The sequence below is a fragment of the Micromonospora sp. NPDC050276 genome (assembly GCF_044459545.1).
In the GTDB taxonomy this organism is placed as follows: domain Bacteria; phylum Actinomycetota; class Actinomycetes; order Mycobacteriales; family Micromonosporaceae; genus Micromonospora.
Genome location: NZ_JBITJA010000013.1, coordinates 69,942 through 81,769, shown reverse-complemented (window position 1 = coordinate 81,769; position 11,828 = coordinate 69,942). Strand labels below are relative to the sequence as shown.

Genomic DNA, 11,828 nt, shown 5'->3' with positions numbered 1-11,828 from the left:
CTCGGCAGATGCGCCCGATGGGGACGACCCCGCTCGACTGGTCGTTGGTGGACGTGGTGGTGCCACGCCCGTCGGCCCGGCTGTCGGGGGTCCGGATGGCCGGGTTCCGGCACCGCGCCCGCGCACCGGTGGACATCGCCATGGTCGCGCACCCGTCGATCACCCTGCTCGTCGACCTCAGCGAGGAACCGGGTCTCACCTACGCCGTGGACGGCCGGCACAGAAGTGGCAGTGCCGTCGTCGGCCTGCTTCCCGGCGACCTCCGGGCGACGGGCCGAGGGTTCGGCGAGTGCCTCCAGATCCGGCTGGACCCGGTCGTCGCGGCCGCCGTGCTCGGCGGGTCGACGGAGATCTGCGGGGCGGTGGCTTCCCTCGACGACCTCTGGGGCCGCGCCGCCGAACGCGCGGAGGCCAGGCTGCGCGCCACCGCGTCGTGGAACGAACGGTTCGCCGTCGCCGCGCAGCTCCTCGGCCGACGGCTGGGCACCCGTCGACCGGCCGATCCAGAGGTCGTCCACGCCTGGCGGCGGACCCGCACCAGCCGAGGCCGGCTACGGGTCGACAGCCTGGCCAACGAGGTCGGCTGGAGCCGCAAACGCCTGCTGTCCCGCTTTCGGGCCCAGCTGGGCATCACACCCAAACGCGCCGCCCGCCTGGTGCGGTTCGACCACGCCGCGCACCTTCTCGCCGCAGGCCACCCCGCCGCCACGGTTGCCACCGAGAGCGGCTACGTCGACCAGTCACACCTGCACCGCGACGTGTTGGAGTTCGCCGCGCAGACGCCCACGGCGCTGGCCACCGCGCCGTGGCTCGCGATCGACGACGTGGCGTGGCCCGCCCCCTCGCCCACCTAGACCCCGACGCGCTGCGGCGGTTACTTCGTCTGGTCGCTGCTGGACAACCTCGGCTCACCTGCTGGCGCGGCGGGCACGGAGCCCGCCCCACAGCAGCAGCACGCAGCTGCCGATCAGCACCGGCTCAAGGGCGAAGGCGGTGACCAGCCCGTACTGGTCCGCCAGGCCGCCGAGCAGCCGCCGCCGCTGACAACTGTCCAAGACGGACGACCAGCAGCCCGGGAACCGTCGTTCCCATGAGCGAGTGCGACGTTGCGCAGTGGCGCTCCAGCGAGAGTTGACCTTTGAGGGCCGGGTGGCCGACGCCCTCCGTCGCCACCGAATGCCAGACAGTGCCGTTTGCTGGGACGCTCCACAAGGCCTCGGGCCCGGTATATTCGCCGACGTGACCGCGTCCTTCCCCAGCACCTCCAGCCAGGTTCCCCCGTACGGTTCACGCTCCGTCGTGCTCGGTGATCGGCCAGACGTTTCCCGTCCAGTCTGGCTGCTGATCGGGCCGACACTCGCTGCGTCGCTCGGTGCCTTCTTGCTCGCCGTCACCGTCGGGCCGCAATGGGCTGCGATCCAGCGGGACATGGACCTGCCGACGTCGGCAGTCCTCTGGATCTTCGTCGCTTATCTGCTGCCGGCGGTACTGGCGGTCGCGGGTGGCGCTCTGGTCGGTCGGCGGTGGCCGACTGCCGTCGCGTTGTCCGCGATCGCGCTGCTGGTTCCCGGGTCGCTGCTGACCGCGCTGGCCTCGGGGGACGCTCTGCTGCTACTCGGCCGCGCGGTGACGGGGTTCGGGGCCGGTTTGGCGTGGGGCGTCACGGCGATGCTGGTGGCCCAGATGGGGGCACGACGCGTGTGGGTATTGCCCCTCGTCGCCGGCGTGGTGGTGCTGGCGCTGGGTCTCGGGCCCGTGGCGGGAGTGCTTGTGGGGCGGGCGGTCGGTTGGCGGTGGCCTTTCCTGCTGGCCGTGCCCTTTGGGGCGGTGGCGTTGCTGGTCACCGCGGTGACCGGGATCATCGTGCTGATACAGCACGCGTCCCGGCCGACTCAGCCTCAGGCCACGTCCGGTCAGACCGCGACCGCGTCGACAGGCGGGCCGAGTGATCCCCCGATCGCGCATGAACGTGGCAAGACGGCCGAACTGCTGCTGGTGACCGTCGGCGGCGTCCAGCAGGTGACGACAGCCTCCTTCGGGATGGATCTCGTGCAGGAGGTGGCCCGACTGCTCGGCTCGGAGAACATCCGATCCACCAGGCTCGGCACCGACCTGACTTTGTGGCACGCCGAGGACAGCCCTGGCCGGGCCAAGGCAGGGCAGCCCAACCCCGCAGCGAGCCTGCTCGCCACCGAGCATGGCTTGCCGCCGGTCACCGGCCCCGCCGTTATCACCGGCCCAATCCTGCACGGCAGCCCTTACCCCCTGGACGCCGACGAGGCCGACCGGATCGCGACCCGCCTGCGCGGATAGCGGAGCGCTGTCGCCAAGCTGTCAGTCCGCCGTGCTCGGCCGTCTTTTTACGACCATGGACCAGCCAGAGTTTAGGACTCAATCATCTAGACCCCGACGCGCTGCGGCGGGACGGTGAGCCCGTAGAGCTCCATCAGCTCGGGGGTGTCGACGCGGCTGCCGTCGGCCACCGAGTCGCAGGCGATGTCGACGATCTGGTCCTTGTGCGCCAACAGGTACGGCCTCGCGCCCACGTCGGCGCTGGCCAGGGTGGCGATGCCGGGCCAGTGCCGGCGGCCGAAGAGCATCGGGTAGCCGCGCAACCCGTCGTAGGTGGCGCAGACCAGCACATCCGGGTACGGCAGCGCGGCCACCCGGCGGACCGCCGTGGCGGTCAGGCCCGGCATGTCGACCGGGACCACCACCACCGCCTCGATCCCCTCGTCGTCCATGGCGGCCAGGCCGGCGCGGATGGACGAGCCGACCCCGGTGCCCCACGCCTTGTTGATCACAACGGTGGCCTTGCCCAGGTCGGCGGTGTCCTGAACCTGCTCGGCGGCGGCACCCAACACGACCACGATCTGCTCGCAGCCCGCCTCGGTCATCGTGTCGATCATCTGATTGACCAGGGGCTTGTCCCCCTGGTGCAGCAGCGCCTCGGGACCACCGATCCGTCGTCCCCCGCCTGCGGCGATGATCATTCCTGCGATCCGGTTCAGCTGCGCCCCCTCCAGCACGGGACGAACCGTGACCGGTCCGTCCCCTCCTACGGACACTGCAACGAGGACGGCGGGCCGAGGGTGGCGGGGCGAAAAGGAGAAATAGCACAACCGTTACACGCCCGGCATCGCCCCCACCCGGACAATCGGTCGGTCAGGCCGCGTCGGCGTAGCAGTCGACGATGGACAGATCCAGTGGAAACCGGACCGGCGTCGCACCGAAGAGCAGCGCGGACGCCCGCTCGCCGGACCGGGTGACCGCCTCGGCGACCGCATCCGCCTGATCGGCGGGAGCGTGCACGACCACCTCGTCGTGCTGGAAGAAGACCAACTCGGCGTCGGTGCCGGACACCTCCGTGCGGAGTGTCGCCAGCAACGTGGAGGCCCACTCCGCAGCGGTGGCCTGGATGACGAAGTTGCGGGTGAAGCGCCCCCGGGATCGCGCGGCACGGGCCCGTGGACTCTGCGGATCGGCCGCCCCGCCCGGGTCGGCGGTGGACGCGTCGTCGAGATCACCGAACCCGGCCGAGCCAGGCGGGCACGTCCGACCCAGCCACGACCGCACCAGCCCGCCCGCCTCACCGGTACGCGCGGCCGACTCGACGTAACCGAACGCCGTCGGATAGCTGCGCTTCAGCACGGCCAGCGCGGGCACCGCGGCCCCGCCGGTCTGCCCGTACATCGCGCCGAGCAGGGCCACCTTGGCCTTCGCCCGGTCACCGCCGAACGAGTCCCGGGCAAGGGCCGCGTAGAGGTCGCCGGCACCGCCCGCCGCCGCCAGCCGGGCGTCGCCGGACACCGCCGCGAGCACCCGAGGCTCCAACTGACCGGCGTCGGCGACCACCAGCCGCCAGCCCGGATCGGCCACCACCGCCCGCCGGATCACCTTGGGGATCTGCAACGCCCCGCCACCCCGGGTGGCCCACCGGCCGGAGACGACACCACCGGGCACGTACTCGGGTTGGAACCGACCGCCCTGCACCCACTGATCGAGCCAGGCCCAGCCGTGCGCCGTCCAGATCCGGTAGAGCTCCTTGTATTCCAACACCAGCGGCACCGCCGGATGGTCCACCCCACGCAGCACCCAGGCCCGGGTGTTGGGCAACTCCACCCCGACCCGGGCGAACGCCTTCAGCAGCTCCGCCGGGGAGTCGGTGTGCAGACCGCGTACGCCGAGCGCGTCGGCGATCCGGGCGGCCAACTCGGCAAGTCGACGTGGCGGGCCGCCAACCGGGGACGCCTCACCGAGCAACTCGTGCAGGATCTCGTTGTGCACGTCGGCACGCCAGGGCAGCCCGGCGACGCCCATCTCCACCGCGATCAGCGCGCCGGCCGACTCGGCGGCCACCAGCAACCGGAACCGGCCGGGATGCTCGGTCGCGGCGACGCGAGCGAGCTGGTCCGCGTACACCCGGGTCAGTGCCTCGATGCCCGGCCCCGGCGGGCCGGGCAGGGCGTCGAAGAGCGCGCCCTGGCCGTGGCCGGGCGGCGCGGCGGCGCGCGGCGGCGGGTCGGGCGGCACCGCCGCGCCGGTCAGCCGGGCCCAGGCCGCGGCCAACGAGCGGGGCTCGCCCCAGCGCCCGGCATGCCCGAGCAGCAACGCCTCGGTCAACTCCACGTCGTGACACCGATCGACCCGCACGCCGGCGCGCAGCAACGTCGGGTAGATCGCCGCCGCGGTGGACCAGACCCAGCGGGGGTGCTCGGCGGCCTCGCGCGCGGCCACCGCCGCGACCAGGTCGATGACGACCTCAGCCGGACCGGTCGGCCGGCCGGTGGCGTCCAGCGGGCACAGCACTCCCCCACCCCGCTCGTCGGACACCACCGCCACCAGCACGAACGTGATTCTGCCTCTCCCATCCGACAGAAACGGAGGCGCACCTCACCATGATCGGGTCGGTGGGGTGTCGGCGATGGTCGGTAGCGTGACCAGGTGCCTCCGCAGATCCCGCATCCCGATCCTGGCACTCCCGACACCCGCGGTCCGATGCGCTACCTCTGGTGGCTGGTCCGCTGCCAGCCCTGGCGGGTGCTGCGCGGCAGCCTGTTCGGCACGGCCTGGATGATCGGGCTCTCGGCCCGGCCCTACCTGATCGCCCGCGCCGTCGACGACGGGCTGCGCGCCCGCGACACCCGCGCCCTCGCGCTCTGGGTCGCGGCGATCGTCGTCGCGGGCGTGGCCCTGTCCTACCTGGGCATCATGCGGCACCGCACGATGACCTTCATCCGGGAGGACGCCAAGGCCCGCTCGGCGGAGGTGCTGCTGCGTCACCTGTCCCGGATCGGCTCGGTGCTGCCACGCCGGGTCGGCGCCGGCGAGGTGTCCACCATCGGCGGCTCCGACATCGACTGGACGGCGCAGGTGCTGACGCTGACCGGGCCGGGTGTCGGCGCGGTCATCGCGTACGGGGTGATCGCCGTGGTGCTCTGGTCGGTCTCCCCGCTGCTCGCGCTCTGCGTGCTGGTGGGGGTGCCGGTGGTCGGGCTGGTCGTCGGGCCGCTGCTGCGTCGGCTGGAGCGGGTCGAGTCGGTCTACCGGGGGCAGCAGGGAGCGCTCACCGCCCGATCCGGTGACATCGTGGCCGGGCTGCGGGTGCTCGCCGGGGTGGGTGGCCGGGACCTGTTCGCCCGGCGGTACGCGGCCCGGTCCCAGGAGCTGCGCGCCGAGGGGTACCGGGTCGGCGCGGTCAACAGCTGGATCGACGCGGCGACGGTCGCCATCCCCGGGTTGTTCCTGGCGGCGGTGGTGTGGCTGACGGCGCGGATGGCGGTGACCGGTGAGGTGTCGATCGGCGAGCTGGTGGCCGTCTACGGCTACGTGGCGACCCTGATCGTGCCGGTCTGGTTCCTGCTGGAGGGCAGTCACCAGCTCATCCGGGGTCGGGTCGCGGCCCGGCGGATCGCCGACCTGATGAACGTGACACCGGACGACGTCGGCGGGCCGGGTCGCCGGTGGCCGCATGCCACACCCGAGGCACGCCGGGCGGGTTCCGTGCCCGAGGCACGCCGGCCAGGTGGCTCGGCCGCGCCGGAAGGCCCCGCCGACCTGCACGACCCGGTGACCGGGCTGACCGTCGTCGCCGGGCGGCTGACCGGCGTGGCCGCCGACGCTCCGGCGGAGGCGCTGGCCCTGGCCGACCGCCTCGGCCGGTACGTCGTCAGCGGGGCCACCTGGGGCGGTGTGCCGCTGAGCGGGGTCGCCCTGGACGAGGTCCGCGCCCGGATCCTCGTGGCCGACCACGATTCGTACCTCTTCGCCGGCACCTTGCGCGACATCCTGCGCGCCGGGGACGACGACGATGACGAGCGGGTCGGCGCGGCCCTGCGCACCGCCTCGGCCGAGGACATCGTCGACGCCCTGCCGGCCGGGCTGGACACCCCGATCGACGCCCGCGCCCGGACGCTCTCCGGCGGTCAACGCCAACGCCTGCGACTGGCCCGAGCGCTGTGCGCCGAGCCGGAGGTGCTGATCCTCGTCGATCCGACGTCGGCGGTGGACGCGCACACCGAGGCGCGGATCGCCGAGCGGCTGCGGGCCGCCCGCGCCGGGCGGACCACCGTGGTGATCGCCACCTCGCCGCTGCTACTCGGCCAGGCCGATCGGGTCGCGCACCTGAGCGCCGGCCGGATCACCGCCACCGGCAGCCACGCCGACCTGCTCGACCGCGACCCGACCTATCGGCACCTGGTGGCCCGGGGCAGCGAAGACTCCGATCCGACGCAGCCCGCCGACGCCGAGGAGGCGTACCGGTGAACCGACTGCCGGTGGCCGACCGAGCCACCGTCCGCCGGGCCCTGCGCGACATGATCAGTCGGCATCGGCGCGCCGTCGCGGTCGTGCTGGCGCTGCACAGCGCCGCCGCGGTCGCCGGGCTGGCCCCGCCGTGGCTGCTCGGCACCATCGTCGACCGGGTCACCGCCGGAGCGGGCGTGGCCACGGTGGACCGGCTGGCGCTGACCATCGCCGGCTGCGTCCTGGTCAGCGCGGTCGTGTCCCGGTACGCCCAGTACGCCGGGCACCGCTTCGGCGAACGGGCCGTCGCCGAACTGCGCGAGGAGTTCGTCTCCCGCACGCTCGGGCTGCCGGTCTCGGTCGTCGAACGCGCCGGCTCCGGTGACCTGGCGACCCGCAGCTCCGTCGACGTGGCGACGGTCGGCACCACCGTCCGGGACGTGGTGCCCACCATCGTCATCGCCTCGGTGTAGTTGACCCTGCTGTTCGGGGCGGTCTTCCTGCTGCATCCGCTGCTCGGCCTGGCCGCGCTGACCGGGCTCCCGTCGATCGTGGCGGTGACCCGTTGGTACCTGCGGCGGGCCAGCTCCGCGTACCTCACCGAGGGGGCGGCGGCGGCCGAGCTGACCGAGACGCTGACCACCACCGCCGAGGGTGCCCGCACGGTGGAGGCGCTGCGGCTGACCGACGACCGGGTCCGCCATGGCACCACCCACATCACCCGGGTCTGGCGGGCCCGCCGGGCGACGCTCGCGCTGCGTACCGTGTTCTTCTCGGTCGTCGAGGCCAGCTACCCGCTACCGGTAGCCATGGTCCTGCTCGTCGGCGGCTTCCTGCTCTCCCGGGACATGGTGTCGCTCGGCGCGGTGGTCGCCGCCGCGCTCTACCTACAACAGGCGATCGACCCGATGGACCGGCTGTTGCAGTGGACGGAGCAGGCGCAACGCGGCTTCGCGTCGTACGCCCGGGTGCTCGGCGTCGGCATGGTTCCGCCGGAGCCGCCCGGCGCGGCGACCTCGGCACGGGGCGAGCGGCTGGTCGTGCGGGGGGCGCGGTTCTCCTACTCCGACGGGCCGGACGTGCTGCACGGCATCGACCTGGAGGTGCGGCCCGGTGAGCGGCTGGCCGTCGTCGGCCCGTCCGGCGCCGGCAAGTCCACCCTGGCCCGGCTGCTGGCCGGGATCGACGCACCGCGGCAGGGCGTCGTCAGCATCGGCGGCTGCCCGGTCACCGACCTCGACCCGGCCGAGCGACGTCGCCGGATCGCCCTGGTCACCCAGGAGCACCACGTCTTCATCGGCTCGGTGCGCGACAACCTCGCCTTCGCCGCACCGGACGCCTCCGACGACCAGATGCGCGCCGCGCTGCTCACCGTGGGCGCCGAGTGGTACGCCGAGCTGCCCGACGACCTGGACACCCAGCTCGGCGACGGGGCCCGTCAACTCGGCGCGGCCGAGGCCCAGCAGCTGGCGCTGGCCCGGTTGGTGCTCGCCGACCCGCACACGCTGATCCTGGACGAGGCGACCGCCGCACTCGATCCGTCCACCGCCCGGCGGACCGAGCGCGCGCTGGCCGCCGTGCTGGTCGGGCGGACCGTCATCGCGATCGCGCACCGGCTCAACACCGCGCACGACGCCGACCGGGTCGCCGTGCTGGCCGACGGCCGGATCACCGAGATCGGCAGCCACGACGAGCTGGTCGCGGCCGGCGGCGCGTACGCCGCGCTGTGGCGCTCCTGGCACACCCGCGTCGACGAGCGGTGAGGAGGCGCCCTACTTCACCGCGCCGGAGGTGAGACCGGCCTGGATCTGACGCTGGAAGACCGCGTACACGATGATCATCGGGAGGATGGCGATGGTCAGCGCGGCGAACAACCCGGACCAGTCCGCCTCGTAGCCGGCGTTCACCGAGATGTCGGCGATGCCCTGGGTGAGCACCCACTTGTCCTTCGCGTTGGAGAGCAGCACCAACGGAAGCTGGTACTGCGCCCACTGACCGATGATGTTGAAGATCGCCACGCTGATCAGGCCCGGCTTCGCCATCGGCATCATGACCTGGAAGAACAGCCGGCTGTGCGAGCAGCCATCGATCATCCCGGCCTCGGCCACCGACGACGGCAGCGTCTTGAAGAACGCGGCCAGGAAGAACACCGTGAACGGCAACGAGTACGCGGTGTAGACCAGCACCACACCGGTGTGGGTGTCCAGCAGACCCAGGTTCTTCACCACGAAGAAGAGCGGCACCAGCGCCAGGAAGACCGGGAAGGCCAACCCCGAGACGAAGAGGAAGTAGATCGCCCGGTTGCCCCAGAACTTGTAGCGGGCCAGCACGTACGCGGCCATCGAGCCGAGCAGCATGGTGAGGAACGTGCTGCACGACACCACGATCACGCTGTTGAGGAAGTACCGGCCGACGTTCGCCTTGGTCCAGGCCCGGGAGAAGTTCTCCCAGCGCAGCTCGGCCGGGAGCGTCCACGGGCTGCTGAAGATCTCGCTGGTGTTCTTGAACGCGGCGAGGAAGGTCCAGAGGATCGGCACGATCACGATGACCGCCCAGACGGCGAGCGCGACGTGCCCCAGGTTGGCGAGGAGCCGTACCTCCGAGCGGGGGCCCTTGCGCCCTCGCGCGTCGGTGGCGGACGGGTCACCGGTCTTCGGCGGTAGCGCCGCCGGCGGCGGCAGCGTCGACTGCGGATTCATCAGTACTCCACGCTTTCCCGCTTGGTGAGCCGCAGCGTCAGCGCCGCGAACGTGAGGGTGAGGAAGAACAGCGCCACGCCCATCGCCGAGGCGTAGCCGTACTTCGAGTAGACGAACGCGTTGCGGTAGATCTCCATGGCCAGCACGGTGGTGGCGCCGTCCGGGCCGCCACCGTCCACCGAGAGCACCGCCACGATGGCGAACGCGTCGAACGCCGCGATCCCCAGGTACACCCAGGCCACCTGGAGGGTGTCCCACAGCAGCGGCAGGGTGACCCGGAAGAACAGGGTCACCTTCGTCGCCCCGTCCATCTCGGCGGCCTCGTAGATCTCACCCGGGATGGAGGCCATCCCGGCCGAGAAGAGCACCACGTAGAAGCCGACCGCCTGCCAGACCAGCACCGCGAGGATCGACCAGAGGGCCAGGCTCGGCTTCACCAGGAAGAGGATCGGCTCCAGGCCGAACTTCATCAGCACGCCGTTGATCAGGCCGGACTCGTTCGGCCGGTACACCATCTGGAACAGCACCGCGATGATGGCCACCGCCAGGACCTGGGGGAAGAAGAACACCACCCGGTAGAACTTCGCCCCCCAGACCCCCTGGCGTTGGCCACCGCTGCTCTTGCCACCCACGTTGAGCAGGAAGGAGAAGAACAGCGCGATGGCAATGGTGATCAGCGGCAGGGCAAGCAGCAGTACGCCGTGGTGCTGGACCGCCTTCCAGAAGGCGCCGTCGTCGAGCAACCTCCGGTAGTTGTCGAAGCCCACCCACTGCGGGGCGGAGAGCCCCCGCCAGTTGGTCATCGAGATCTGGAACGCCTGCGCGTACGGCCAGATCACGAATGTCACGTACAGCGCGACCGGGGCGATCAGGAACCCGACCACGAATGGATACTTGCCGTGCCGCATGACCCTAGCTCCGATCGATCAACGCTTGAACTTGGTGACGGAGCTGTCCTTCTTGATGGCGTCGGCGCGCTTCTGGATCCGCTCCACGAAGGCGTCCGCGTTGATCCGGCCGAACATCAGCTCGTTGGTGGCGGTCCGCGCCTCCGTGTCGAGCTCCTTGTACCAGCCGTCGAAGTACAGGTTGAACACGTCCTGACCGGCCGCCTTGAGCGCGGCCTGCGAGCTGGCCACACCGGGCGGGAAGGCGAAGCCCTCCGAACCGGCGGTGACCACGGTCGGGGCCTTGACCACCTCGGTGAAGCCCTTCGCGCCCGCCTTCGACAGCATCTGGCGCATGTACTCCAGGCCGCCCTTGGGGTTCTTGCTCTTCGCCGAGACGAAGTAACCCTCACCGGCGGTGGCGCGCAGCGCCGTGGCCGGCAGCTTGTCGGAGGCGGTCAGGCTCGGCACCGGCATGAGCTGGTAGTCGAAGCCGGCCGGGGTGTCCTTCTTCTGCTCGCCCTCCAGCCAGTCACCGCTGGGGTACAGGGCCACCTTGTACTGGTTCTGCCGCAGCTGGACGTCGGTGTGCTTGAGGCCCTCGAAGCTCTTGTCGCTGAACTTCGCGCCCACCTCGGCCCACGCGGCGGCCGCCTGCTTCACGGCGTCCTGCTTCCAGGCGCCGTCCTCCAGGTTGTCGATGTTCTTCAGCACGTCCGTGCCGCCGATCTTGGCGGCCTGGGTGAGGATCACGTTCCACTGGTAGTAGGCCGCGTTCGCACCGGCGTAGCCGTACGGGGTGATGCCCTTGGCCTTGATGTTCGTGAGCAGGGTGATGAAGTCGTCCCAGGTCTTCGCCGGCGCCCAGCCGTTGTCCTTGAACAGCTTGCCCGAGTACCAGATGCCGAAGACCGTGGAGACGTAGTACAGGACGTACGGCTTGCCGTTGAACGAGCCCGCCTCGATGGTGCCGGGCACCACCGTGTCGCGGACCTTCTTGGCCGGGTCGTCGACCGACGGCGCGTCCCACAGCTCGGTGAGGTCCTGGAGCTGACCGTCGGCCACCAGCGCGCCGAAGTCCATCAGCTTCTCGCCCGAGTTGTTCACGAACTCCGGCGGGTTGCCGGAGGCGAACCGCGGCTGGAGCACGGTGGAGACGGCCTGGGTGGCCTGGTGCTTGATCTCCGCCTTGGGGAACGCCGTCTTGTACAGCGGCTCGTGCACGTCGGTGGCGTACTTCTCGCCGTAGCCGCCGTTGAAGATGACCACCTCGATCGGGGCGTCCTCCTTGACGCCCAGCGGGTTCTTCTCGCTCTTGGTGCCGCCGGCGACCTGCTCGTTGTCACCGTCGCTGCCGCTGGTGGCGCAGGCGCCGAGCAGGCCGATGGCCGGAGTGGCGAGCATGCCCACGGCGGCGGCGCGACGCAGCACCGTGCGACGGTCGAGTGCGGCCGGGTGTTCGGGGGTAATCGACATCGTCGTCTCTCCTTGTGGAATT

At 71.4% G+C, this 11,828-nt stretch carries 9 protein-coding genes and 1 pseudogene; 4 read left to right on the top strand and 6 right to left on the bottom strand.

Annotated features, from left to right (window positions below; genetic code table 11):
- Positions 1–8: 8 nt before the first annotated feature.
- Complete coding sequence (locus ACIBF8_RS25325) at positions 9–854, top strand: helix-turn-helix domain-containing protein (RefSeq protein WP_396786122.1); 846 nt, start codon at positions 9–11, stop codon at positions 852–854.
- A 54-nt stretch (positions 855–908) separates the two neighbouring features.
- Here ACIBF8_RS25325 and ACIBF8_RS25320 read toward each other — a convergent pair whose 3' ends face one another.
- Positions 909–1,055 carry a hypothetical protein gene (locus ACIBF8_RS25320; protein WP_396786120.1) on the bottom strand — a complete coding sequence of 49 codons (147 nt, stop codon included), beginning with the start codon at positions 1,053–1,055 and terminating at the stop codon, positions 909–911.
- 184 nt (positions 1,056–1,239) lie between these two features.
- Here ACIBF8_RS25320 and ACIBF8_RS25315 point away from each other — a divergent pair, with 184 nt between their 5' ends.
- Positions 1,240–2,313, top strand: coding sequence for an MFS transporter (locus ACIBF8_RS25315; RefSeq protein WP_396786118.1), 1,074 nt, complete (start codon positions 1,240–1,242; stop codon positions 2,311–2,313).
- A gap of 86 nt (positions 2,314–2,399) precedes the next feature.
- Here the strand turns inward: ACIBF8_RS25315 and ACIBF8_RS25310 are convergent, their stop codons facing one another.
- On the bottom strand, positions 2,400–2,993 hold the full coding sequence (locus ACIBF8_RS25310; protein WP_396786242.1) for an NTP transferase domain-containing protein: 594 nt from the start codon (positions 2,991–2,993) through the stop codon (positions 2,400–2,402).
- A 172-nt stretch (positions 2,994–3,165) separates the two neighbouring features.
- Positions 3,166–4,878 carry a bifunctional 3'-5' exonuclease/DNA polymerase gene (locus ACIBF8_RS25305; protein WP_396786240.1) on the bottom strand — a complete coding sequence of 571 codons (1,713 nt, stop codon included), beginning with the start codon at positions 4,876–4,878 and terminating at the stop codon, positions 3,166–3,168.
- Between the two features lie 120 nt (positions 4,879–4,998).
- Here ACIBF8_RS25305 and ACIBF8_RS25300 point away from each other — a divergent pair, with 120 nt between their 5' ends.
- Both ACIBF8_RS25300 and ACIBF8_RS25295 read left to right on the top strand, forming a co-directional pair.
- The gene (locus ACIBF8_RS25300; RefSeq protein ID WP_396786238.1) at positions 4,999–6,765 is read left to right on the top strand and encodes an ABC transporter ATP-binding protein; all 1,767 of its coding nucleotides are present in this window, start codon (positions 4,999–5,001) and stop codon (positions 6,763–6,765) included.
- 50 nt (positions 6,766–6,815) lie between these two features.
- A pseudogene (locus tag ACIBF8_RS25295) lies at positions 6,816–8,507 on the top strand (ABC transporter ATP-binding protein).
- 9 nt (positions 8,508–8,516) lie between these two features.
- On the opposite strand, the gene ACIBF8_RS25290 reads toward ACIBF8_RS25295, so the two are convergent.
- The 3 genes from ACIBF8_RS25290 to ngcE are packed head-to-tail and all read right to left on the bottom strand — an operon-like array spanning position 8,517 to position 11,806.
- Entirely contained in the window at positions 8,517–9,443 is a 927-nt protein-coding gene (locus tag ACIBF8_RS25290) for a carbohydrate ABC transporter permease (RefSeq protein WP_396786117.1), read from the bottom strand.
- Positions 9,443–10,351 carry a carbohydrate ABC transporter permease gene (locus tag ACIBF8_RS25285; protein WP_396786115.1) on the bottom strand — a complete coding sequence of 303 codons (909 nt, stop codon included), beginning with the start codon at positions 10,349–10,351 and terminating at the stop codon, positions 9,443–9,445. The genes ACIBF8_RS25290 and ACIBF8_RS25285 overlap by 1 nt, the downstream gene beginning before the upstream one ends.
- Positions 10,352–10,369: 18 nt before the next feature.
- On the bottom strand, positions 10,370–11,806 hold the full coding sequence (gene ngcE, locus ACIBF8_RS25280; protein WP_396786113.1) for an N-acetylglucosamine/diacetylchitobiose ABC transporter substrate-binding protein: 1,437 nt from the start codon (positions 11,804–11,806) through the stop codon (positions 10,370–10,372).
- Positions 11,807–11,828: the final 22 nt, after the last annotated feature.

Excerpts from the sequence above, each read along its gene's own strand:
- ACIBF8_RS25325 (WP_396786122.1), top strand. The coding sequence starts at position 9 with ATGCGCCCGATGGGGACGACCCCGCTCGACTGGTCGTTGGTGGACGTG.
- ACIBF8_RS25310 (WP_396786242.1), bottom strand. The coding sequence starts at position 2,993 with ATGATCATCGCCGCAGGCGGGGGACGACGGATCGGTGGTCCCGAGGCG.
- ACIBF8_RS25300 (WP_396786238.1), top strand. The coding sequence starts at position 4,999 with ATGCGCTACCTCTGGTGGCTGGTCCGCTGCCAGCCCTGGCGGGTGCTG.
- ACIBF8_RS25290 (WP_396786117.1), bottom strand. The coding sequence starts at position 9,443 with ATGAATCCGCAGTCGACGCTGCCGCCGCCGGCGGCGCTACCGCCGAAG.
- ACIBF8_RS25285 (WP_396786115.1), bottom strand. The coding sequence starts at position 10,351 with ATGCGGCACGGCAAGTATCCATTCGTGGTCGGGTTCCTGATCGCCCCG.
- ngcE (WP_396786113.1), bottom strand. The coding sequence starts at position 11,806 with ATGTCGATTACCCCCGAACACCCGGCCGCACTCGACCGTCGCACGGTG.